The 23,990-nt window shown below is 74.3% G+C and carries 17 protein-coding genes and 1 pseudogene; 3 read left to right on the forward strand and 15 right to left on the reverse strand.

What is annotated here, in order from left to right; all coding sequences use genetic code 11:
• Window positions 1–126: 126 nt before the first annotated feature.
• The 5 genes from QI554_RS37435 to pyrG all read right to left on the reverse strand — a co-directional run bounded on the left by QI554_RS37435 (window position 127) and on the right by pyrG (window position 7,666).
• The gene (locus QI554_RS37435) at window positions 127–1,029 is read right to left on the reverse strand and encodes a tyrosine recombinase (protein ID WP_281476897.1); all 903 of its coding nucleotides are present in this window, start codon (window positions 1,027–1,029) and stop codon (window positions 127–129) included.
• A 507-nt stretch (window positions 1,030–1,536) separates the two neighbouring features.
• Window positions 1,537–2,652 carry an alanine dehydrogenase gene (gene ald, locus QI554_RS37440; protein WP_281476899.1) on the reverse strand — a complete coding sequence of 372 codons (1,116 nt, stop codon included), beginning with the start codon at window positions 2,650–2,652 and terminating at the stop codon, window positions 1,537–1,539.
• Between the two features lie 220 nt (window positions 2,653–2,872).
• Window positions 2,873–5,002: an ATP-binding protein gene (locus QI554_RS37445; RefSeq protein ID WP_281476901.1), complete on the reverse strand. Its 2,130-nt coding sequence runs from the start codon at window positions 5,000–5,002 to the stop codon at window positions 2,873–2,875.
• 193 nt (window positions 5,003–5,195) lie between these two features.
• On the reverse strand, window positions 5,196–5,852 hold the full coding sequence (locus QI554_RS37450) for an NUDIX domain-containing protein (protein WP_281476902.1): 657 nt from the start codon (window positions 5,850–5,852) through the stop codon (window positions 5,196–5,198).
• Window positions 5,853–5,959: 107 nt separating this feature from the next.
• On the reverse strand, window positions 5,960–7,666 hold the full coding sequence (gene pyrG, locus QI554_RS37455; RefSeq protein WP_281476931.1) for a CTP synthase: 1,707 nt from the start codon (window positions 7,664–7,666) through the stop codon (window positions 5,960–5,962).
• A gap of 460 nt (window positions 7,667–8,126) precedes the next feature.
• Between pyrG and QI554_RS37460 the strand changes: the two genes are divergently transcribed.
• Entirely contained in the window at window positions 8,127–9,974 is a 1,848-nt protein-coding gene (locus QI554_RS37460; protein ID WP_281476904.1) for a glycoside hydrolase family 15 protein, read from the forward strand.
• A gap of 89 nt (window positions 9,975–10,063) precedes the next feature.
• Complete coding sequence (locus tag QI554_RS37465) at window positions 10,064–11,395, forward strand: DUF2254 domain-containing protein (protein ID WP_281476905.1); 1,332 nt, start codon at window positions 10,064–10,066, stop codon at window positions 11,393–11,395.
• Here the strand turns inward: QI554_RS37465 and QI554_RS37470 are convergent.
• The 9 genes from QI554_RS37470 to QI554_RS37510 all read right to left on the reverse strand — a co-directional run bounded on the left by QI554_RS37470 (window position 11,392) and on the right by QI554_RS37510 (window position 23,062).
• Window positions 11,392–12,084, reverse strand: coding sequence for a hypothetical protein (locus tag QI554_RS37470; protein ID WP_281476906.1), 693 nt, complete (start codon window positions 12,082–12,084; stop codon window positions 11,392–11,394). The genes QI554_RS37465 and QI554_RS37470 overlap by 4 nt on opposite strands.
• 241 nt (window positions 12,085–12,325) lie before the next feature.
• On the reverse strand, window positions 12,326–13,465 hold the full coding sequence (locus tag QI554_RS37475; protein WP_281476908.1) for a glycosyltransferase family 4 protein: 1,140 nt from the start codon (window positions 13,463–13,465) through the stop codon (window positions 12,326–12,328).
• Window positions 13,466–13,804: 339 nt separating this feature from the next.
• The gene (gene murJ / locus QI554_RS37480; RefSeq protein ID WP_281476909.1) at window positions 13,805–15,616 is read right to left on the reverse strand and encodes a murein biosynthesis integral membrane protein MurJ; all 1,812 of its coding nucleotides are present in this window, start codon (window positions 15,614–15,616) and stop codon (window positions 13,805–13,807) included.
• A gap of 149 nt (window positions 15,617–15,765) precedes the next feature.
• Complete coding sequence (locus QI554_RS37485) at window positions 15,766–16,674, reverse strand: hypothetical protein (protein ID WP_343230852.1); 909 nt, start codon at window positions 16,672–16,674, stop codon at window positions 15,766–15,768.
• Entirely contained in the window at window positions 16,671–17,831 is a 1,161-nt protein-coding gene (locus tag QI554_RS37490) for a copper transporter (RefSeq protein WP_281476911.1), read from the reverse strand. Before QI554_RS37490 ends, QI554_RS37485 begins: the two co-directional genes overlap by 4 nt.
• A complete protein-coding gene (gene steA / locus QI554_RS37495) occupies window positions 17,828–19,012 on the reverse strand; it encodes a putative cytokinetic ring protein SteA (protein WP_281476913.1) in 1,185 nt (394 codons plus the stop codon). Before steA ends, QI554_RS37490 begins: the two co-directional genes overlap by 4 nt.
• A 256-nt stretch (window positions 19,013–19,268) precedes the next feature.
• Complete coding sequence (gene recN / locus QI554_RS37500) at window positions 19,269–21,041, reverse strand: DNA repair protein RecN (protein ID WP_281476934.1); 1,773 nt, start codon at window positions 21,039–21,041, stop codon at window positions 19,269–19,271.
• Between the two features lie 22 nt (window positions 21,042–21,063).
• The gene (locus QI554_RS37505; RefSeq protein WP_281476914.1) at window positions 21,064–22,050 is read right to left on the reverse strand and encodes an NAD kinase; all 987 of its coding nucleotides are present in this window, start codon (window positions 22,048–22,050) and stop codon (window positions 21,064–21,066) included.
• A 205-nt stretch (window positions 22,051–22,255) separates the two neighbouring features.
• Window positions 22,256–23,062 carry a TlyA family RNA methyltransferase gene (locus tag QI554_RS37510; protein WP_281476915.1) on the reverse strand — a complete coding sequence of 269 codons (807 nt, stop codon included), beginning with the start codon at window positions 23,060–23,062 and terminating at the stop codon, window positions 22,256–22,258.
• A gap of 219 nt (window positions 23,063–23,281) precedes the next feature.
• Between QI554_RS37510 and QI554_RS37515 the strand changes: the two are divergent.
• Window positions 23,282–23,469: pseudogene (locus tag QI554_RS37515) on the forward strand (DUF2344 domain-containing protein); the annotation flags it as partial.
• 147 nt (window positions 23,470–23,616) lie between these two features.
• On the opposite strand, the gene QI554_RS37520 reads toward QI554_RS37515, so the two are convergent.
• Window positions 23,617–23,961, reverse strand: a complete 345-nt coding sequence (locus tag QI554_RS37520) for a hypothetical protein (RefSeq protein WP_343230853.1) — start codon at window positions 23,959–23,961, stop codon at window positions 23,617–23,619.
• Between the last annotated feature and the right edge of the window lie 29 nt (window positions 23,962–23,990).

Here is a 23,990-nt window from a genome sequence, read left to right on the forward strand (position 1 = left end):
TCCTTGCCGACCAGGCCATTTCTTGCTTCGTCAGCGTGACGATCCGTACTGACGGTTCGCGACTCTATGGCGTGTCGCATGGTCGCAGCAAGGCGAACCGCCCGACCCATGCAACATCGCACCGGTTCAGTCAAGGGCCCGCGGGTGGGAAGCTGCGTAGACCTCGCGAAGTCGATCAATCGTGACCAGGGTGTAGACCTGAGTGGTCGTCACCGAGGCGTGTCCCAACAGTTCTTGGACAACTCGGACATCGGCGCCGCCGTCCAACAGGTGTGTCGCGAACGAGTGCCGCAGGGTGTGCGGCGACATGTCGTCCCCGAGTCCGGCCCGCCGCGCGGCGGATCGCAGTACGGTCCAACCGCTTTGCCGGGTAAGCCGACCGCCGCGAGCGTTGAGGAACAGTGCGGCGCCACCGCGACCGTTACCGATCAATTCCGATCGGGACCGGGCGAGGTAGTCGGAGACCGCCTCCGCGGCGTACGAACCGACGGGCACCACACGCTGTTTGCCGCCCTTGCCGGCGAGCACCACCGTACGTGACGCCAGATCGACATCGTCGACATCCAGCCCCACCGCCTCGGACACCCGCGCGCCGGTCCCGTAGAGGAGTTCGAGCAGCGCGCGGTCCCGCGCGCCGAACGGAGGATCGGCGGCCGACGCGGCGGCCAGCAGCGCCTCCACACGCTCCAGCGGAACGGCCTTGGGGAGCCGCAGCGGCGGTGCGGGCGGCGGCACTTCGCCCGCGACGTCCCGGGCCACCAGGCCCTCACGCAGGCAGAACCGGTGGAACCCACGCACCGCGACGACGGCCCGCGCCGCGGACGCGTCGGCGAGCGCGGGCCCGTGCGCGTCCCCCGTGCGCAACGTCCCGACGTACGCGGTGACATCCGCGGTCCCCACGTCCCCCGGATCCGACCGTCCGACCTCGGCCAGAACGGCTAGATATCGCCCCAGGTCCCGCCGATACGCCGCAACGGTATGCGCCGACAACCCGCGTTCAACGGACAGGTGGTCCAGATACGCCCGCACACCCCGACCGAGCCCGCTCGCGGACGCGGGCGCGGATGCGGACGTGAACGCAGGCGTGGACGCGGATGCGGGCGTCGACCCGGGCGTAGACCTGGGCGCAGGCGTAGGCGTGTGCGCGGGCGTGGACGGGTGCTTGGGCGTGGAGGTGGGCGTGGGCGTGTGCGTGGCTGCGCTCTTCGCCTCGCCGGCGCTCTGCGCACCCCCCGCGCCCTCGGCGTCGTCCGTGCGCGACGCGCCGTCGTGCGGTCCCGTCGCGTCCGTTCCGTCCGACGCGGTCGCCCGACCGTCCCCGTTCCCCGCCCCGTGGTTCTCGCCGTTCATGGCGGCCAGTCTGGCGTGCCTGCCCCCGGAAACGCGTGATGCCGGACCCCACGCCGTTGTGGGGTCCGGCATCACACCGTGCTTCGACGCGCCGTGAGACGGCCGCCTCGTACCCGCCGCCGGGCGCGACGTCGTTGTCGCGCGTGCGGGAGGGTCAGGTCGGGCCGGCCGCCGTCAGGGGGCGCGTCAGGCCAGCAGCTCCGCCGTCTCGACGTGGCCGAGGCCGTGGGCCTCGGCGACCGCCGCGTTGGTCAGCTGGCCCTCGTGGGTGCTCAGGCCGAGCGCGAGCGCCGCGTCGTCCTGGCACGCCTTGCGCCAGCCCTTGTTCGCGAGCGCGACGATGTACGGCATCGTCGCGTTGGTCAGCGCGAACGTCGACGTGTGCGGCACGGCGCCGGGCATGTTGGCGACGCAGTAGAAGATCGAGTTGTGGACCTTGTAGACCGGGTTGTCGTGCGTGGTCGGACGCGAGTCCTCGAAGCAGCCACCCTGGTCGATCGCGATGTCGACGAGCACGGAGCCCGGCTTCATGCGCGACACGAGCTCGTTGGTGATGAGCTTCGGGGCCTTGGCGCCCGGCACCAGCACGGCGCCGATGACGAGGTCGGCGTCCAGCACGGCGCGCTCGATCTCGTACGCGTTCGAGGTGACCGTCTGCAGGTGGCCCTGGTAGATGCGGTCGGCCTGGCGCAGCGTCTCGATGTTGCGGTCGAGCAGCAGCACCTCGGCCTGCATGCCGAGCGCGATCGCGGCCGAGTTGAGGCCGGACACGCCGGCGCCGATGACGACGACCTTGGCCGCGTACACGCCGGACACGCCACCCATGAGGGTGCCGCGGCCGCCGCCCTGACGCATCAGGTGGTACGAGCCCACCTGCGGCGCGAGGCGGCCGGCGACCTCCGACATCGGCGCGAGCAGGGGCAGCGCACCCGAGGGGAGCTGCACCGTCTCGTACGCGATCGAGGTGGTGCCCGCGGCCATCAGCGCGTCGGTGCACTCACGCGACGCGGCCAGGTGGAGGTAGGTGAAGAGGGTCTGGTCCTTGCGGAGCCGACCGTACTCCTCGGCGATGGGCTCCTTGACCTTGAGGATCAGCTCGCCGGTCTCCCACACCGCGTCGGCGGTGTCGAGGATGGTCGCGCCGGCCGCGACGTACTCCTCGTTGGGGATGGAGGAGCCGAGTCCGGCGTCCTTCTGGATGAAGACCTCGTGGCCGTTGCGCACGAGCTCGTGCACGCCGGCCGGGGTGATCGCCACGCGGTACTCGTGGTTCTTGACCTCGCTGGGAATGCCGACCTTCACGGCTATCCACGTCCTTACTCGTACAGAGGGTTAAGACGCCGTCGGGCAACCCGTGGGCAGGCTGGCGCGCACCACCACGTCTCCGAGGCAGACTTAGCTTAATGCGGCTCTAACGCCTTGCCAACCTTACAAAGTGCCAGTGAAGCCAGCAGACTGTTTTGCTTTCCCAGGTTGGGAGCTTTCGAGCTGCTGAAAGGCAGGTACCCGGCGCCGTGCCCCCTCAGTCCCGCCGGGCGGGTGGCGGCGCGCCGTCCCCGGACGCGGCGGCCTCGGCTCCCGCGCCCCGTCCGGGCCCCGAGGCGTCCGCCTCTAGCATCCGGCGCACCGCGTCGGCCTGCGGCGCGTCGGCCAGCAGGGCGAGCGCCTGGCGGCGCCGGGAGCGGGCCTCGCGCAGGTCGCCGGTGTCCTCCAGGAGGTCGGCGGTGCGCAGCAGGGTGAGCGCCTCGAGCCGCTCGTCGCCCGCCGCGCGGAACGCCTCCAGCGCGTCCCGGTAGACGGTGAGGGCCTCGCGGGTGCGGCCCGCGTCCCCCAGGCACTCGCCGATGTCGGACAGCACGCGCCCCACCTCGGCGTGGTCGTCGAGCCTGCGCCGCACGCCGAGGGCGGCGCGGTGGTCGCGCAGCGCCTGTTCGAAGCGGCCCATGCGGGCGTGCAGGCGGCCGAGGTGGGACAGCACGCGGGCCTGGCCGACGCTGTCGCCGGTGGTGCGGCGCAGCAGCAGGGCGCGGTCGTACCAGTCGGCGGCGCGCTGGAGGTCGCCGAGGTCGGCGTACGCGTTCCCGAGGTTGACCATGGCGCGGCCCTCGCCGGCGGGGTCGGCGATGGACCGGGACACCTCGAGGGCGGCGCGGTAGCAGGCGAGCGCCTGTTCGAGCTCGGCCCGGGCGACGTGCAGGTTGCCGAGGTTGAGCAGCGCGACGGCCTCCTGGCGGCCCGAGCCGTGCCGGCGCGCGGTGGACAGCGCGAGCTCGTGCAGTTCGCGGACGTCGCGCCAGTGCGCGCGGCGGTCCAGCAGCCGGGTCAGGACCGCGACGAGCCTGCGGGTGGGGCCGTCGAGGCCGGCCGCGGCGGCGACGCGCGCGGCGGCGAGCAGCTCGGGGCGTTCCTCGCGCACCCAGGCGCGGGCCTGCGCCGGGGACTCGAAGCGGACGTCGGCGGGGACCGCGGCGCCGCGCCCGGCCAGGGTGTGCTCGGCGGCGCGGGCGAGCCGCACGTACCGGTCGAGGAGGCGCACGCGGGCGGTGCGGCGCTCGCCGGGGCGCTCCTCGGCGTCGAGGCACTCCTGGACGTAGCCGCGCAGCAGTTCGTGGAACCGGAAGCGGCCGGGCGCCCCGCCGGGTTCCAGCAGGTGCAGCTCGCACAGCTCGGCGAGCGAGCGGGCGGCGGCGTCGGGCCCGCAGTCGGCGAGCGCGGCGGCCGCGTCCGGGCCGAACTCGCGGCCGGGCACGAGCGCGAGGAGCCGCAGCAGGCGGGCGGCCGACGGCACGAGCTCGCGGTGCACGAGCGCGAAGCAGGCGCGCAGCGCCAGTTCGGCGTCGTCGCAGGTGCCCTGCAGGCGCAGTCGTTCGGCGCGGAGCCGCCGGGCGACGTCGGCGAGCGCGTAGCGGGGGCGGGCGCGCAGCCACGCTCCGGCGAGCTTGAGGGCGGCGGGGTGGTAGTCGCACAGCGACAGCAGGTCGTCGGCGGCGCGCGGGTCGCACGCGACGCGGGTCTGGCCGGCGAGCGAGCCGAGGAGCTCGGCGGCGGCCGCGGTGTCGAGGACGTCGAGCGCGCAGGCGCGCACGACGGCGGCCCGGCCGAGGCCGGTGAGCGGGCTGACGGTGGTGACGACGACCAGCGCGGTGGGGCTCTCGGGCAGTAAGGGCCGCAGCTGCGCGGTGCCGGTGAGGTCCTCGAGGAGGACGAGTATGCGGCGGTCGTCCAGCAGTTCGCGGAACCGCTGCGAGCGGTCCTCGCCGCCGGGCGGGGTGTCGTGGTCGCCGAGCGCGTGCAGGAACGCCTCGAGCACGTCGGCGGGCGCGGTGGTCTCGCCGCGCGGGCCGGTCAGGCGGGCGTACAGCACGCCGTCGGGGAAGTGCGGGGCGAGCCGGTGGGCGAGCAGCACGGCGAGCGAGCTGCGGCCGATGCCGGGCGGGCCGGAGATCGCCACGACGCGGTCGGGCGGCAGCAGCGAGGCCCGGGCCGCGACGCCCTGGACGGGCACCGCGGCGCCGGGTCCGGTCACCCAGCCGTAGAGCGTGCGCAGTTCGTCGTCCCGCCCGACGAACTGGTCGGGCGCGGGGGGTAGTTGCGCGGGCCCGAGGCGGAGGGTGGGGATCCCGGGGTCGTCCGCGGCGCGGGGCGCGGGCACGGAGGCACCGCCGGCGCCGGGCGCCCCGGCCGCCGCGGTGGACTCACCAGCCTGAATCACTGCCGACGACCCCCTGCTCCCCGCCCCCGACTGTCCCTGCGCGCAGGGTAGCGAACCGTGCGCTCAGGACGCGTATCGACGCACGGGAGCCGAGGGTGGACCGCGCGAAGCGGTCGTCTCGACCGCCGCGGCGTCAGAACGGCCGGGCGGGCCAGGGGGCGTCAGCGGGGCGGAGTCCGTCGAGGCCGGTGGCGGTGGTGCGGGCGGCGTGGACGGCCAGGACGCCCGCGACGAGTGTCGGGTTGTGCAGTTCGCCGGCGAGCACGAGGGCGATCAGGTCGTCGAGCGGCGCCCAGTCCAGTTCGAGGTCGAGTTCCTCGCCGTGCGCCTCGTAGCGTTCGCCGGTCGCCTCGCTCAGGCCGCGGGCGAGGAACACGCGGATCGCCTCGCTGGAGGAGCCGGGGGTGTTGTAGTAGTCGACGAGGACGCGCCAGTCGTCGGCCTTGTGGTGGGCCTCCTCGTACAGCTCGCGCTGCGCGGCGCCGAGCGGCGGCTCGCCGGGTACGTCGAGCAGTCCGGCCGGGACCTCCCACAGCTTGTGCCGCACGGGGTGCCGGTACTGGCGCAGCACGAGGACGCGGTCGCGCTCGTCGAGCGCGATGACGCCGACGGCGCCGGGGTGGACCAGGTAGTCGCGGCGCGCGAAGGCCCCGTCGGGCATCGTCACGACCTCGGTGCGCATCGCGGTGACGCGGCCTTGGTACGGGGTGGCGGTCTCGGTGACCCGCCATTCCTCGGGGGTGTCCTGGAACCGGGTCTCGAACCGGGCGGGGCGTTCGTCGACGTTCATGGCCTCAACGTAGTGGAGAACGCCGCGGGGGCGGCCCCGTTTTCGTCAAATCGACGAAAAAAGCGGGACCGCCCCCGCGGGGGGTGGTGCTCACGCGCTGCCGAGGGCTATCCCGCGACCTCCGCCGCCGCGCGGTCCTCGCCGGCCACCCGGCGTACCGCGGCCGCCACGAGGCCCGCGAACAGCGGGTGCGGGCGGGTCGGGCGCGACTTGAGCTCGGGGTGCGCCTGCGTCGCGATGAAGTAGGGGTGCACGTCGCGCGGCAGCTCGACGTACTCCACCAGGCGCCCGTCGGGCGACAGGCCGGAGAACACCATGCCGGTGGCCTCCAGCTGCTTGCGGTACGCGTTGTTGACCTCGTACCGGTGGCGGTGCCGCTCGAGGCTGTGGTCGTCGCCGTACACCTCGGCCGCGATCGAGCCCTCGGCGAACCGCGCCTCGTACTCGCCGAGCCGCATGGTGCCGCCCATGTCGCCCTGGCCCGCGACGATGTCGAGCTGGTCGGCCATGGTGGACACCACGGGGTGCGCGGTCTGCTCGTCGAACTCGAGCGAGTTGGCGCCCTCGAGGCCGGCCAGCGAGCGGGCCGACTCGATGACCATGCACTGCAGGCCGAGGCAGATCCCGAGCGTCGGGATGCGGTTCTCGCGGGCGTACTTGATCGCCTGGACCTTGCCCTCGACGCCTCGGTCGCCGAAGCCGCCGGGGATGAGCACCGCGTCGACGTCGGCCAGCTCGCGCGCGGCGGCCTCCGGGGTCGCGGTGTTGTCGGAGGTGACCCACTTGATCTTGGCGCGCACGTTGTTCGCGAAGCCGCCCGCGCGGATGGCCTCGGTGACCGACAGGTACGCGTCGGGCAGGTCGATGTACTTGCCGACCAGCGCGACGGTGACCTCGCGCTCAGGCTGGTGCACGCGGCGCAGCAGGTCGTCCCACGTCGACCAGTCGACGTCACGGAAGTTCAGGCCGAGCCGGCGCACGACGTACGCGTCCAGCCCCTCGGCGTGCAGCACCTTGGGGATGTCGTAGATGGACGGCGCGTCGATCGCGGCGACCACGGCCTCCTCGTCGACGTCGCACATCAGCGAGATCTTGCGCTTGATGTCGGCGGGGACGGCGCGGTCGGCGCGCAGCACGATCGCGTCGGGCTGGATGCCGATCGAGCGCAGCGCGGCGACGGAGTGCTGCGTCGGCTTCGTCTTCAGCTCGCCGGACGGGCCGATGTACGGCAGCAGTGACACGTGCAGGAAGAACACGTTGTCGCGGCCGACCTCGTGGCGGATCTGCCGCACCGACTCGAGGAACGGCAGCGACTCGATGTCGCCGACCGTGCCGCCGACCTCGGTGATGACGATGTCGACGTCGGGCGCGGCCATGTGCCGGATGCGCGACTTGATCTCGTTGGTGATGTGCGGGATGACCTGGACGGTGTCGCCCAGGTACTCGCCGCGCCGCTCCTTGGCGATGACCGAGGAGTACACCTGGCCGGTGGTGACGTTCGCCGAGCCGTGCAGGTCCTCGTCGAGGAAGCGCTCGTAGTGGCCGATGTCCAGGTCGGTCTCGGCGCCGTCGTTGGTGACGAACACCTCGCCGTGCTGGAACGGGTTCATGGTGCCCGGGTCCACGTTCAGGTACGGGTCGAGCTTCTGCATCGTCACCCGCAGGCCGCGCGCCTTGAGCAGCGCGCCGAGGCTGGATGCCGTGAGCCCCTTGCCGAGCGAGGAGGCGACTCCGCCGGTGACGAAGAGGTGCTTGGTCGGCCGGGTACGGGTCGAACGCGCGCCGTGCGTCGGACTGCCGGGCGTCTGGGGCACTGCCAAGGAGGGGCTCCCGTGGGGTCGTGATTCGAGGAGGGAATTCGACGGGGAGACTCCGCACCGCCGAGGGTTCTCGACGGGGCCGGAAGCGGTCCCTAGAAGTCCACGGGAGACCAGAGTAACAGCGCGCGGCGACAACGTCCCGTAGGCGGCGCCGTCACCACGCAGGACGATCTGCCCAATTCGGAGCGTAACCAAGGCCGTGATAAAGCGCTGGAAAACCGGGCGTTTGCCAAGGAAACGCCTTACGAGAGCAACACAGAGTCACGGAGCGGGCGCCGGAACCTACCTCTCGGGACTATGCTGATCACGGGTTCGCAGCGTCCGCCGGAGGGGCGGTACGGCGTCGTCCCGGCCTCCCCGCGCGACGCCCGCCGGGTGCCGCGCGGCCGACCCGGAACGCTGCCCGCACCCGCATCGACGACCGATCCCAGCCAGCAACGGACGGACTTCGCGCGTGAGCAATCGCATCGAGGACTACGCCCTCATCGGGGACATGCAGACCGCGGCCCTGGTGGCCCGCAACGGGTCCCTCGACTGGCTGTGCCTGCCCCGTTTCGACTCCCCCGCGGTCTTCGCGGGGCTCCTCGGCAACGACGACCACGGGTACTGGAAGATCGCCCCGCTGTCCGGCGGCCAGGCCACCCGCCGCGCGTACCGCCGCGACTCGCTGATCCTCGAGTCCGAGTGGGACACCCCGCGCGGCTCCGTGCGCGTGATCGACTTCATGCCGCCGTCCGACGAGCTCATCGGCGCCCCCACCATCGTCCGCATCGTCGAGGGCATATCCGGCAACGTCCCGGTCCGCTCCGAAGTACGCATGCGCTTCCACTACGGCAAGGTCGTCCCCTGGGTGCGCCGCCACGAGGACGGCCGCACGGTCGCCGTCGCGGGCCCCGACTCGGTGTGGCTGCAGTCCAAGGCCGAGCCGTACGGCCGCGGACTGACCACGTACGCCGACGTCACCGTCGGCCCCGGCGAGCGCCACGCGTTCGTGCTGGGCTGGTGGCCCTCCCACGTCGACGCCCCGCTCACCACCGAGCCCGAGGAAGCCCTCGAGGACACCGAGCGCTTCTGGCTCGACTGGGTCGCCCGCTGCACCTACGAAGGCCCCTGGCGCGACGCCGTCGTCCGCTCGCTCATCACCCTCAAGGCGCTCACCTACGCCCCCACCGGCGGCATCGTCGCCGCCCCCACCACCTCGCTGCCCGAGGACCTCGGCGGCGTCCGCAACTGGGACTACCGCTTCACGTGGCTGCGCGACGCCGCCATGACGCTGTCCGCCCTGGTCCGCACCGGCTTCCTCGAAGAGGCGAAGGCGTGGCGCGAGTGGCTGCTGCGCGCCGTCGCCGGCGACCCCGAGAACCTCCAGATCATGTACGGCGTGGGCGGCGAGCGCCGGCTCACCGAGTACGAGGCCGACTGGCTGCCCGGCTACGAGAACTCCCGCCCCGTACGCATCGGCAACGCCGCCGCCGAGCAGTTCCAGCTGGACGTCTACGGCGAGGTCGTCGACGCCCTGCACCACGGCCGCCTCGCCGGCATGGAGGGCCACGACAACGCCCACCAGCTGCAGCTGCGCCTCATGGACTTCCTCGAGTCGCACTGGCGCAACCCCGACGAGGGCATCTGGGAAGTCCGCGGCCCGCGACGGCACTTCGTGCACTCCAAGGTGATGGCGTGGGTCGCCGTCGACCGCACCATCAAGATGCTCGAGGCCGACCACATCACCGACGGCCCGCTGGAGCACCTGCGCACCGTCCGCGACGAGATCCACCGCGAGGTGTGCGACTACGGCTACGACGCCGAACGCAACACCTTCACCCAGTACTACGGTTCGATCGAACTGGACGCCTCCCTGCTGCTGATACCCCAGGTCGGGTTCCTGCCGCCGGACGACAAGCGCGTCGTCGGCACCATCGAGGCCATCCAGCACGAGCTGACCGAGGACGGCTTCGTGCGCCGCTACCCCACCCGCGGCGAGGGCGTCGGCGTCGACGGCCTGCCCGGCGACGAAGGCGCCTTCCTGGCCTGCTCGTTCTGGCTCGCCGACGACCTGGCGATGATCGGCCGCGTCGACGAGGCCCGCGAACTGTTCGAACGCCTCCTGGCACTGCGCAACGACCTCGGCCTGCTCGCCGAGGAGTGGGACCCGAAGCTCCAGCGGCAGGTCGGCAACTTCCCGCAGGCGTTCAGCCACGTGCCCCTGATCGACACCGCGCTGCGCCTGACCGCGCTGCGCCAGCAGGACGACGAACGCCGCCGACAGGGCTCCGCCCCGGCCGACGGGGCGGCGACGCACTGACGGACGGGCGGGCGGCCGGCTGCGCACCGACGGAGTAATCCGCGGCGCCCGGAAAGGCACGCATGGGACTCCTGTGACCTAATGGGGTCATGGCGGACGGCGACGCGGGCTCCTCCGACACCGCCGGGACCGGCTGGCGGTCGGTCCCGGCCCCGCCGCGCCGCCGGCCGTTCCCGAGCATCCGCGAGCGGCTGCGCGACTCGTTCCTGTTCGCGCCGCTGCTCGGCCTCGTCGTCGGGTACTTCCTCGCGACCGCCACGCTGACCGCCGACCAGGAGCTGTACGACGAGGCCGTCCGCACCGAGGACAACCGACTGCTGGAGTTCATCGACAACGTCGGCGGCGCCGGCTCGGCGGTCATCGGCACGATCAGCTCGGCGATGCTCACGTTCGTCGGCGTGGTCTTCTCCATCACGCTCGTGGCGCTGCAGATGGCGTCCGGGTTCACCCCGCGCGTCATCCGCCTGTACGTGCGCAGCCGCGTCGCCAAGGCGGCGTTCGCGCTGTTCCTGTGCACGTTCCTGTTCTCGTTACGCGTGCAGAAGGGGCGCGTGACGGCCGAGGAGGCCCAGCCGTTCGTCTCGTCGTTCGTCGCGATGGGGCTGGTGATCGCCTCCCTGGTGCTGTTCGTCGTCTACGTGCACACCACGCTGCGGATGATGCGGGTCACCTACGTCATCGCCACGGTCGCCGGGGAGACCGCGCTGCAACTGTGGTACCTGGAACGCCGCGACGGGCACCCGCCGGACGGCCCGCCCACCGCGGTCGTGCCGTACCACGGGCTCGGCGGCGTCCTGCGGTACGTCGACGTCAACCGGCTCACCCGCATCGCCCGCGGCCACGACACGGTGCTGCGGATCGTGCCGCGCGTCGGGGACTTCGTGGCGGACGGCACCCCGCTGGTCGAGGTGTATGGCGGCACAGCCCCGGACGCGGGCCCGGTCGCCCGCGCGCTGCGCCTCGGCACCGAGCGCAGCATGCACCAGGACTTCGCGTACGGGTTCCGGCAGTTGTCGGACATCGCGGCGCGGGCGCTCTCCCCCGCCGTCAACGACCCGACCACCGCGGTCCACGCGTTCGACCGCATCCACATGCTGCTCGGCATGGCGGTGAAACTGCCGCTGGGGACGCGCGTGCACGTCGACCGCAAGGGCCGGGTCCGGGTCGTCGAGGCCGTGCCCACCTGGGCGGACGTCGTCGACCTGGCCTACACCGAGACCCGCTTGTACGGCGCCGGCGCGCCGCAGGTCACCCGGCGGCTCGTGGCGTCGCTCGACGACCTGCTGCTGATCGCGCCCGAGGACCGGGCGGGGCCGCTGCGCCGCCAGCGGGAGCTCCTGCACAACGCCGTGCGCGCCTCGTACCCGGACGGACCCGAACGGGAGTTCGCCCTCGAACCGGACCGGCAGGGCATCGGCTAGCCGGCCACCGGCTCGGCCTGCTGCCCCCGGGACCGGGAGGGCACCAGCCACGCGGCGAGCGCGCCCAGCAGCAGCATGCCCGACAGGATCGCGATCGCGGTGCACTGGCGCAGCCCGTGCGGGTCGGTCAGGTCGTCGACGGGCAGTCCGAGTTGCGACAGCGCGTAGTAGGCGTCGTGGGTCGCCAGCCGCCACGCCGCCCACCAGAAAACGGCTGTGAACACCGTCAACAGCAGCGAGCGTTCGGCGACGGCGAGCACCGCGAGTGCGAGTGCGGCGACCAGGAACGGGGTGGCGCCGTTGAACAGCGTGAGCAGCCGCTCGTCGTGCACCCGCCAGCCGGTCCCGCGGTTCGTCCAGCCGGTGGCCGTCCGGTACATGACGGTGCCGCCGCACGCGAGCGCGACCGCCACGGGGGCGAGTGCGCGCCGGAGGTGACCCGAACGGGCGTACCACCACAGGGCGCTGACGCAGCACACGACCAGCGTGACCGTCCAGTACTGCTTGAGGCCGGCGGCGTCGTCGAGCTCGTACTCGCCCATGATGCCGTTGGGCGAGTAGACGGCCACCACGCAGCTGGACGCGACCCCTGTGCACTGCCTCGGCGGCGACATCGCGTACAGCGGGATCGACCCGGCGCCGAGCGCACCCAGGACCAGCAGGACGAACGCGCACCGCCGCCGCGCCACAACCGACCACCGTCTCCCCGCCCCGCCCGCCGGCGCCGCGGAGCACGGCACCTGACCGGTGGGACGCGGGAAACACCCGACCCGTTGCGTGCGGGCGGATTTCCCGCGCGTTCGGGCCGAGCACGGCGCTCCGGGCGCCGGCCGGGAACGCCGCGTCGCGGACGCGGCGGGTGGGAGCGGCCGCCCGGCCCGGCGTGCGGGCACCGGGCCGGGCGGCCCCGGTGTGGTCCCCTGACCGGCCCTAGCTGGGGCCGAGTTCCTCGTACACGCTCAGGACCTGCTCGACCGTGTCGTGCTCGTCCGGCCAGGACTCGGCCTGGGCACGGCCGAGTTCGGCGAGGGACTCGCGGCGCTTCGGGTCGCCGAGCAGGTCGGCGACGGCGGCCGCGAGCGCGTCGGGGTCGCCGTGCGGCACCAGCACCGCGGCGTCGCCGACGAGTTCGGGGATGCCGCCGACGGCGGTGGCGATGAGCGGGACGCCCATGCGCAGGGCCTCCTGGGCGACCAGCGAACGGGCCTCCCAGCGGGCGGAGAGCACGGCGATGTCGGCGGCGGCGAACAGGTCGGGGATGTCGTCGCGGTGGCCCAGCAGCCGCACCGGGAGGTACTCGGCGTCGATGCGGGCCTGGAGTTCGTCACGCAGCGGGCCGTCGCCGGCGACGGCGAGCATCGGGACGGGGTCCAAGCCGAGCTGGGTCCAGCGTTCGACGGCGTCGAGCAGCAGCGGGTAGTCCTTCTGCGGCGCGAGGCGCCCGATCGCGAGGACGATCGGACGGTCGGCGCTGGTGAGTTCGGCCCGCACCGCGTCGCGGTCCCGGCGGGGCGCGTCCAGCGGCGGCGCGCCCACGGGGCCGAGCCGGGCGTCCGCCGCGCCGATCTTGCGGGCCCGGTCCACCAGGTCCGCGGACGCGCCCAGCACCACGTCGGCGGCACGCACCGCGCGGCCTTCCATGAGATGCGCCAGGCCGCCCTTGGGGCCGGTGGCCAGCACCGCGTTGTGCAGGGTGAGCACGAGCGGCGTCCGTCCGGGCCTCCTGCGGCCGAGCGCGCTCGCCGCGACCAGCCCGGCGCGCAGCCCGTGCGCGTGCACGACGTGCGCGCCCGCGGCGGCCTCCCGCACCGCACGCGCCGCCGCCATGTCCGACGGGCGCGGCGTGGTCCCGATCTCGACGGGGGCGAACCGCGCCCCGGCCGCCGTGAACCCGAACCGCTCCTCGGTCGACGCCGGGGCCGCGACGGTCACCGCGACCCCGCGCGCGACCAGCCCTTCGGCGAGCGACCGCACATGCGCACCCGCCCCACCGGTCGCCGTGGCGAGAACGAGCACGGCCCGCAACCGAGCGGGCCGGCTGCGGCGCTCCTGCGAGGTGGCGTCAGTCACCGGGGGTTCCTTTCCTGGACGGGGGCTGGACGGTACGGCCGACCCGACGAGGCCGGGCGCCGGGGCGAGGCGGGTGGATCACGGTGGAGACGGGGCGGGCGACGGGGCTGACGTGTCGTACGGCGGACGGAGCGTCGGGCGGTCAGGCGCTCGCGGGACTCCTGTGCGGAACGGCGGTCGGGGGGCGTGGTGTTCGAGTGCCTTGCGGGTGTCTGAGGCGAGTGTGCCCGGTCGTCGGGGGCGTTGCGGGAACCTCGCCGGGTTGCGCGGGTCGAGTCCGTTCGCGCGTCCCCGGTCGGGCTCGGTCGGAACGCGGCGGGCGGGTGGGGCCCGGGCGGGTCAGGGCGCTTCGGGGTCGGGTGGTGGGCGTCTGGTCGGCTCGCCGGTGTCCCCTTCGCTCGGGTCCTCGTCGGTGCCGTCCTCGGTCGGGCCGTGGGGTGCGGGCCGGCCTCGTCGGATGGCCCGCAGGTCGGCGCCGGCGAACGGGTAGGCCGCGGCGGCGAAGACGACGGCCCCCACAATGGCGGCTGCCGCCCCGATGATCAACGTATAGGCGGTTCCGCCCGTTCCCGCCGCGGCGGCGACGGCCGCTCCGGCGGCGCCGCCCGCGGTGCCCGCGACCAGGGCGCCGAGTGCGGCGCGGCCCGCGCCGGACAGGGCCGCGGTGCCGGCGGTGCGGGCGGTGGCGGCGGCCAGGAGCAGGCCGGCGGCGGTCATGCCGACGGTGTTGCCGAGGCCGAGCGCCGCGACGGTCCAGCCTTCGTCGACGTTCGGGACGAGGAGGACGTCGGTGAGGATGACCGCCGTCCAGCCGACGACGACCGCCCCGGCGGAGGCACGGCCGTGGCCGCGGGCGTACAGGGTGCGGCCGAGGTGGGCGACGAGGCCGTAGCCGGCGAGTCCGGGCGCGAAGGCGACGAGGGCGCGGGCGAGGACGGCGGGGTCGGCGGTGTGCGGGCCGCCGCCGAGGTGGGCGAAGAACGCGCCGACGGGGTACGCGGCGGCGGCCAGGACCGCGGCCCCGGCCCCGCACACCAGCAGCACGGCGCGGGTGGTCGCGGCGGCGGTGGCCGCGAACGCGGGGTGGTCTCCGTCGTGCGCGGCGGCGCTGAGGCGGGGGAAGGCGCTGGTGGCGATGGGCACGGCGAGGACGGCGTACGGCAGGACGTACACCATCCAGGCGTTCTGGTAGGTGACCGCGCCGCCGTCGGGCCCGTAGGCGTTGACGAGCATGAGGACGGCGACGGTGGCGAGCTGCTGCGCGACGAGGGTGGCGACGCCGGCGAGGGCGAGCGCGCGGGCGCGGGCGGCGATGCCGGGCGGGAACCGCAGCGTGGGGCGCAGGCCGAGGCCGATGCCGCGCAGCGGGACCAGTGTGCACAGGGCGAGGGCGAGGACGCCGGCTGTGGTGCCGACGCCGAGGGCGAGTTCGCTGCCGCGCGGGACGGCGGTGACGTCCTGGCCGGTGCCGTCGTAGCCGGCGGCGAAGGCGAGGTAGGCGCCGGCGACGACGAGGCTGGAGAGCAGCGGGGCGACGGCGGCGGCGGTGAAGCGGTGGTGGGCCTGGAGTATTCCGGCGGAGACGACGGCGAGCCCGTACAGCAGGATCTGCGGCAGGAACATGACCAGGAACCGGGTGGCCAGGTCGAGCATGCCGGGGGTGTCGGCCTTGTCGCGCAGCAGGAGTTCCATCAGCGGGCGCGCGAGGGCCAGCCCCGCGACGGTGACGGGCACCAGCACGAGCACGGTCCAGGTGAGCAGCGCGGAGGCGGTGCGCCGGGACTCGTCGGCGCGGCCGCGGGCGAGCGGCCCGGCGAGGAGCGGGACGACGAGTCCGGCGAGCGCCCCGCCGGCGACGATGTCGAAGACGATGTTGGGGACGTAGTTGGCCGTCGTGTACGCGTCGCCGAGGTTGTTCTGGCCGACGGCGGCGTTGAAGACGACCTGCCGGCCGAACCCGGCGACGCGGGCGAGGACGGTGAGCCCGGCGATGAGCACGGCGGCCCCGGCCAGGCCCTTGCCGAGCCCGCGGCGCCGGGGCGGCGCGGCCGCGGCGCCCGTCGCGGACCCGGCTGACGGCGTGGCCGGCGAGTCGGGCGCGTCGGGCGCCGGCGTGGAGCGCTCCGGCCGCGGGGCCTGACGGGGCGTCATGCCCGCGCTCCGCCGGCCGTCGGGCCCCGGCGCGCCGGACGAGGCGTCCCGCACCTGCCGAGGGCTTTCACGCGGGCCCCGGCGGAGGCGGGTGTGAGGCACACCCGGGCGTTCATCGCTCTTTCCACAGCGTCGTACCGGCCGGAACGTCAGGACGCCGTCCGCGCGTCGCCCGCAGCGGCGGCGGCCTTCGCGGCGGCCGGCGCCGCGTCGTCGGGCGCGGCACGCGGCGGGGCGACCGGGCGGCGGCCGAGCATGTCGATCGCGTTGAGCGCCGGGGTCCTGGCGATGACCTTGGTGAAGCTGACCTTCTCGCTGGCGAGCGTGAGCGCGGTGAGCGCGGCGGCGCGGACGACGAGGCCGCGGCGGCCCGCGCGGGCCGCGGCGGCGACACCGAGCGCGGCGCCGAGCGCGTTGGCGCCGGCGTCGCCGAGCATGGCCTTCTCGCCGAGGTCCTCGGGCAGCAGGGCGGCCGCGGCGCCGACGGGCGCGGCGGCCAGGCGGGAGCCGCGCAGCACGGACGGCGCGCCGACGAGCACGGCGACCTTGGCGGCGCGCCCGGGCCGCAGGTCGAACAGGTTGACGACGTTGGCGCCGCCCGCGACGACGACGCCCGCGAGGACCTTGTCGACGACGGTGTCGTCGGGGCCGCGGCGCAGCAGGGCGCCGGCGGCGAGGCCGGTGGCGCCGATGCCGAGGATCTTGACGGCGCCGCTGGTCACCTCGCCCTTGGCGAGGGCGCCGAGGTGGCCTTTGAAACCGCGCCGGTCGGTGGCGCCGGCCAGGTCGTCGTAGGTGCCGAACCCGGCGGCACCCGCGGTGGCGAGGACGGCGGCGGCGCGGTGCCGTGCGGGGACGCCGGGCGCGCTGGCGGCGGCGAGCACGGTGCCGAGCGCGGCGGCGGGGCCTTCGAGCAGGGTGACGGTCTCGCCGCGGTGGTTGCGGCGTTCCCACAGCGCGGCGTCGCCGGGGCCGAAGCGGCGCAGCAGGGTGTAGGCGAACCGGGCGGCCGTGCCCGCGGCTGCGGCGGTGCGCAGGGCGCGGCGTGCGGTGGTCACGAGGTCTTCTCCGCCTTCTCCGACTTGGCGTCGGTCTTGGTGTCGGGGAGTTTCGGCACCCAGCCGTCGGTGCCGCCGACGACGCCGTACTGGCCGGACTTGCCTTCGGCGACCTCGACGACGAGCGCCCAGTCGACGGACACCTGTCCCTCGTCGGTGTTGGCGTTGTCGACGGAGGACACCGCCTTGGCGGTGCGGTCGTCGCGGCGGAGGGCGGCGATGGTGCCGCCGTCCTGGGCCGAGCCGGGGTCTCCGGCCATGACCGTACCGTCGTCTGCGGTGTCGAGGGCGCGCGACAGTCCGAGGTAGGCGTTGTTGACGCGGGCGGGGTCGTTGCCCTCGACGGGGCTGGCCGGGGCGATGACGACGGCGAGGGTGGCGCCCTTCTCGGGGTTGCCCTTGATGTCGACGAGCCCGGCGGTCTTGAACCGGGTGAGGGTGGCGAGCGCGGCGGAGGTGTCGGCGCCCGGGTTGGTGGTGGGGGTCGTCGGCGCCGTGGTGCCGGCGACGGGGGTGCCGCCGGGGGTCGCGGGGGTGCCGGCGGGCTGGCCGCCGACGGGCGGGGCGCCGGTCGCGGGAGTGCCTGCGGGGGTGCCGGCCGCGGCGCCGCCGGGGGGCACGGTGCCGATGGCGCCGGTCATCCGGTGCACGATCGCGGACGCGAGCGCGGCGGAGGCGCGGTCGTTCGGTGTCTGCGCGTTCTGGCCGTTCTGGCCGCCCGAGGTCCCGCCGGTCTGGCCCTGCTCGCCCGCGGCGGTCAGCAGCACCGTCTCCTTGGCGGCGTCGGTCCACGCGTTCTTGACGGCGACGGTGCCGGTGACGGTGGCGCCGGACTCCTCCAGCGTCTTGACGGTCTCGTCGGTGATGTCCGAGTCGGCGCCCGGCAGCGTCACCAGGACGACGCTGCGGCCCTTGAGCTGGTCCTTGACCAGCTGCGGCTTGGTGGCCTCGATGTAGCCCTTGAGCTGGTCGTTCTCGCCGCGCGCGGTGGTGAGGTCGCGGCGCAGGCCCTCGGCGCTCCGGTTCAGGTCCTTGATCCTGTTGTCGAGGTCCTTGGACGCCAGCTCGGACAGGAACGAGCTGCCCAGCACGAGGCCGACCGACAGGGCCAGGAACACCGCGATGATGGAGACGACGTGGTACCGGAAGTCGATCAACTGAAGATTCCCTGAAGCCAGAAGACGAAGGCGTCCCACTGCGCTCGGAAGACGTGGTAGTAGGCCTTGCCGAGCGGGCTCACCCGGATGGTCACCGCGATGGTGACCAGGGCGGCCAGGCACATCACCAGCAGCGACGTGGTGGAGATCCGGCTGCGGTACAGGCGGCTGACGCCCTTGGCGTCGACGAGCTTGCCGCCGACGCGCAGCCGCGTCAGGAACGTGGACGCCATGCCGGCCCGGCCTTTGTCGAGGAACTCGACCAGGGTGGCGTGGGTGCCGACGGCGACTATCAGGTTGGCGCCCTTGTCGTCGGCGAGCAGCATCGCGATGTCCTCGCTGGTGCCGGTCGCGGGGAACGGGACGCCGTCGAGGCCGAGTTCCCGCAGGCGCTCCATGCCGGGCGCGCGGCCGTCGCGGTAGGCGTGGACGACGATCTCGGCGCCGCAGCGCAGCGCCTCGTCGGAGACGGAGTCGAGGTCGCCGATGATGATGTTCGGCCGGTAGCCGGCCTCGATGAGCGCGTCCGCGCCGCCGTCGACGCCGATCATGACGGGCCGGTACTCGCGGATGTACGGGCGCAGCGCGGCGATGTCCTCGCGGTAGTGGTAGCCGCGCACCACGATGAGGACCTGGCGGCCGTCCATGGGGGTCTTGATCGCGGGGACGCCGACGCCGTCGAGGAGCAGGTCGCGTTCCTCGCGGATGTACTTGAGGGTGTTCTCGGCGAACGCCTCGATCTGCTCGGACAGGCCCGCGCGGGCCTCCTCCATCGCGGCGCGCACGGACTCCTTGTCGAGGAGGGTGCCGATCGCGACCGGCCGGTCGTCCTCGCTGTACATCACGTTGTCCTCGATGCGGACGAACGCGCCTTCGGGCAGCCGCCCTATGACGCCCTGGCCGACGTTGTCGAGGAGGGGGATGCCGGCGGAGACGATGATCTCGGGGCCGAGGTTGGGGTAGCGGCCGCTGATGCTGGCCGAGGCGTTGACGATGGCGGACGGCCGGCAGGCGACGAGCGCCTCGGCGGCAACCCGGTCGAGGTCGACGTGGTCGATGATCGCGATGTCGCCTGGCTCGAGCCGTTTGGTGAGGTTCTTGGTGCGTCTGTCGAGCCTGGCCGCGCCGGAGATGCCCGGGTACTCGGGCATGCGGCGGCGGCGAAGCACGGGAATCCTCATCGCGGTCATCCTGCCATGGGAACAGTCCTGGTCAGCGCGGTACGTGCGGGTGCCGGGCGGTGGTCGCACACGCCGTCGAGTGCCGGTGCAGGGTCGTACCCAACCCGTTATGAGCCCGTGACCCGGGATCGGGAACCACGGCTGGCGGTGGGGTCCGACCCCGGCGGCCGCACCACGGTCGCGGTCGGTCAACGCACGGCGGCGCCGACGAGTGCCCCCGCACCGCCGACGGCTCCGCCGACCTGCTGTTTCCCCGTCAGCGGCCCCGGCCGGCCCGGCCCTTCACGTCGGCCCGCTCCGCCTTGACGGCCTTCGCGGACGCGGCGGTCTCGAGCAGTTCCTCGGCGTGCGCCCGGCCCAGCTCGGAGTCCTCGAGCCCGGCGAGCATGCGGGAAAGCTCACGCACCCGGGCGTCGTCGTCGAGCGCGACCACGCCGGAGCGGGTGACCGTGCCGTCGTTGGACTTCTCCACCACCAGGTGCCGGTCGGCGAACGCCGCCACCTGCGGCAGGTGCGTGACGACGATGACCTGCGCGTTGCGCGCCAGCATCGCCAACCGGCGGCCGACCTCGACCGCGGCCTTGCCGCCCACACCCGCGTCGACCTCGTCGAACACGAACGTCGGCACCGGGTCCGCGCCCGCGAACACCACCTCGACGGCCAGCATGACGCGGCTGAGCTCACCGCCGGACGCGCCCTTGTTCAGCGGCCGCGGCGGCGCCCCCGGGTGCGGGGCGAGCAGCAGCTCGACGTCGTCGACACCGGTCGGCCCGTAGGCGAGCGTGCGGTCGCCGACGGGCAGGCCCTCGGCGTCGTCGACACCGGTGATCGCGACGCTGACCCGCGCGTGCGGCATCGCCAGCGCGCCCAGCTCCCCGGTCACCGCGGCGCCGAACCGGTCGGCGGCGGCGTGCCGGGCCGCGGACAGCTCGGCGGCCAGGTCGGCCAGCTCGGCGCGCAGCGCGTCGCGTTCCGCGGCCAGTTCGCCGACCCGGTCGTCGTCGCCGTCCAGCTCGCCGAGCCGCAGCGCACTGCGCTCGGCCCACGCCAGCACCTCGGCGATGTCGGCGCCGTACTTGCGGGTGAGCCCGGCCAGCGCGGCCCGCCGCTCCTCCGCGAGCGCGAGACGCACCGGGTCCGCGTCCACGCCCGCCGCGTACGACGCCAGCTCGGTCGCCACGTCCGAGACCAGGTAGCCGACCTCGCCGAGCCGCTCCGCGAGCGCCGCCAGCGCCGGGTCGTGCTCCGCGACCGCCTCGACGGCACGCCGCGCCGCCCCGATCAGCGTCACCGCGTCCGGCGCCTCGTCGCCCGTCTCCGGGTCGGACAGCAGCGCCGCGTGGCCGGTCGTCGCCGCCGTGCGCAGCGCGTCCGCGTGCCCCAGCCGCTCGGTCTCCGCGGCCAGTTCGACGTCCTCGCCGGCGCGCGGCGCCAGCTGCTCGATCTCACCGAGGCCGAACCGCAGCAGGTCCGCCTCCTGCGCCCGCTCCCGGGCCCGCGTCGTGATCGTCTCCAGCTCGGCCACGACCTGCCGCAGCCGCTTGTACACCCCCGCGTACGCGGCCAGCGGCTTCGCGACCGACTCCCCCGCGTACCGGTCCAGCGACGCGCGCTGCCGCGCGGGACGCAGCAGCCGCTGCTGGTCGGTCTGCCCGTGCACCGCGATCAGCTCGTCCGCCAGGTCCGCGAGCAGACCCACCGGCGCGGAACGCCCGCCCACGTGCGCGCGACTGCGGCCCTCGGCCGACAGCGTGCGGCTGAGCAGCAGCGCGTCCTCGTCCAGCTCGGCGCCCGCGTCCGCGGCCCGCACGGCGGCCGGCGCGTCGGCCGTCAGCCGCACCCGGCCCTCCACGACCGCGCGGCCCCGCCCGGTCCGCACCAGGCCCGCGTCCGCGCGCCCGCCGAACAACAGCCCGAGCCCGGTGACCACCATGGTCTTGCCCGCCCCGGTCTCACCGGTGACCACCGTGAACCCGGAGGCCAGCTCGACCACGGCGTCCTCGATCACACCGAGGCCCTGTATGCGCATCTCTTCCAGCACGGCGACGACCCTAAGGGTTCTTCGTCCCCGGCACGCCACCGTCCGGGGAAACAGCGGAAACATCGGAACTGTCGGGTACTTCGGTGGAATCCGGGGTATCGTGCGGCCCCCCGCGCCACCCGCGAACCGGCAGCGCGAACTTCGCCACCAGCCGGTTCGTGAACGGCGCCTCGTGCAGGCGCGCCAACCGGATCGGCACCGCGCCGCGCCGCACCTCCACACGAGCCCCCGGCGGCAGGTCGACCGTGCGACGGCCGTCACACCACAGGACGCCCTTCGGCGTCTCGGGCAGCACCTCCACCGCGAGCACCGAACGCGGCGACACCACCAGCGGCTTCGCGAACAGCGCGTGCGCGCTGATCGGCACCATCAGCAGCGCCTCGACCTCCGGCCACACCACCGGGCCGCCCGCCGAGAACGCGTACGCCGTCGACCCGGTCGGCGTCGCGCACACCACACCGTCGCCGCCCCACCGCGACAGGGGACGCCCGTCGACCTCGGTGACCAGCTCCAGCATGCGCTCCCGCGACGCCTTCTCCACGGCCGCCTCGTTCAGCGCCCAGTTCGTGTGCACGACATCGCCGTTGGTGCGCACCACGATGTCGATCGTCATGCGCTCCTCGACCTCGTAGTCGAACCGCACGACCCGCTCGACGACCTCGCCCAGGTCCTCCCGCTCGGCCTCCGCGAGGAACCCGACCCGGCCCAGGTTGACGCCCAGCATCGGCACCCGCGCGTCCCGCACCAGCTCGGCGCCGCGCAGCAGCGTGCCGTCGCCGCCCAGCACCAGGGCCAGCTCGCAGCCCTTCGCCGCGCCCGGCTCGGCCGCCACGACCTCGATGCCGGGCAGCGCCAGCTCCTCGGCCTCCGACTCCAGGACGCGCACCACCAGGCCCGCGGCGACGAGCCGCTCGACCACCAGACGGGCGCTGCGCAGCGCGGCGGGACGGCCCGTGTGCGCGACGACCAGGACCGTACGCCCGCTCCCGCCGCTCATGCCGTCTCCTCGCCCACGCCTGCCGCCCGCCCGTCCGCGCTCGAAGGAACGCGGCCGAGGCCGCGAGGAACACCACCGTGAAAGGCCCGCTGACGCGCCGTCACCACCGCTGTCGGAGCCCATGCCCTGAACACCCGCATCGGGCGACCGTATCGCGTACCCCTGTCATCGCGCGGCGGCCGGGGACGGCAGCCCGGCCCGGCGCTCATTGCGGGCCCTCCTCGACGGCGCGGTCCACCTCGGCGGGATCCAGCGCGGGGGCGCCCCGGCGCATCCACAGGAAGTACTCGACGTTCCCGGACGGGCCCGGCAGCGGGCTCGCGACCACCCCGAGCGCGCCCAGGCCCAGCTCGGCGGCCTGCGCGGCGACGGTACGCACCGCCTCGGCGCGCAGCGCGGCGTCCCGGACCACACCGCCGGAGCCGAGCCGCTCGCGGCCGACCTCGAACTGGGGCTTCACCATCAGAACGAGGTCCGCGTCCTCGGCGGAGCAGCGCACCAGGGCCGGCAGAACCAGGCCCAGCGAGATGAAGGACAGGTCGCCGACGACGACGTCCGCCGCAACGCCGTCGATCTGCTCGAGGGTCAGCTCGCGCACGTTCGTGCGGTCCTTCACCGTGACGCGGTCGTCGCTCTGCAGCGACCAGGCCAGCTGGCCGTACCCCACGTCGACCGCGACCACGTGCGCGGCACCGGCACGCAGCAGCACGTCGGTGAACCCGCCCGTCGACGCGCCCGCGTCCACACACCGGCGGCCCTCCACGACCAGCCCGCGCGGCACGAACGCTGCCAGCGCCCCGGCCAGCTTGTGGCCGCCGCGCGACACGTAGTCCGGATCGGAGTCGTCCTTGCTGACGACGACCGCGGCACTGGTCTCCACCTGCGTCGCCGCCTTCGTCGCGGTCGCCCCACCGACCGACACCCGCCCGGCCGCGATCAGCTCCCCGGCATGCTCACGCGAGCGCGCCAATCCCCTGCGCACCAGCTCCGCGTCGAGCCTGCGTCGTGCCACGTGCCGCCTGCCTTGTCCGTAGTCCGAGTGTCCGACGGTGCGCGGGGGCGCACCGAACGGAATACATCCTCGTACACGGGCGTGACGGGCGCCGCCAACCGGGCGGCGCAGGCACGGCGGGCCGTCCGTCGCCGGGTGGTGCTCGGCGTGCGGCTACAGGGGCGCGACCCGGGCGGCGCGGGCATCACGGGCGGTCCGCCACCGTGCGGTGCAGTGGGTGTGGGCCCGGCCGCACGGGCACAGGGCACGCCGGTCGTGGCGTGGCTGGCCTGGTGCGGCCGTCTGCGGTTCACCGGCCACCGGGACTTCCAGCGGGCGTTCGAGCGCGCTGCGCCGGTCCGAGGTGCCGATGGCTACTCGGCCGGGTCCACCCGCACCCCGAGGTGTCGTACGCGGGTGCCGCGCCGGCGCCGGGCAGAGCCACTTCGACGGCACCGGGCACGGACACGCCCGGGTGACAACCGGCCCCAGCCGGGAGGCGCGTCTCTCCGCACGTTGAGCGGGCAGGGGGGCTCACACCACGCACTCGGACCACCTTCGTCCGAGCTCGCGCGTCAGCGGTCCAGGCCGGTCAGGATCTCGCGGAGTTCGCGGTGGACGTCTTCGTAGACCTCGGCGTGCTGGTCGGTCGCCAGTACGCCGGTCTGGGTGAGGCGGCCCACGGCCTGGTCGACGCCGGCGTCGCCGGTCGGCTCGGGCGGGACGACGTCCAGCGGCTCGACCGCCGCGGGGTCACCCGGGTCGCCCTCGAAGACCATATCCTCGTGCGGCTCGGGCTCGGCCGCCGTGTCCACCGCGTCTGCCGCAGTCTCGGGCGACGGCCCGGTCGGCCCGGCGGGCGGGGTCGGGCGCAGGCCGCCCGGGGGGCCCGGCTTCGGGGCCACGTCCCACACGTTCACTTGCTCTCCTCACACGTCGGCGCTGCCGC

Origin of the sequence: Yinghuangia seranimata (genome assembly GCF_029953285.1) — a bacterium.
GTDB lineage: Bacteria > Actinomycetota > Actinomycetes > Streptomycetales > Streptomycetaceae > Yinghuangia > Yinghuangia seranimata.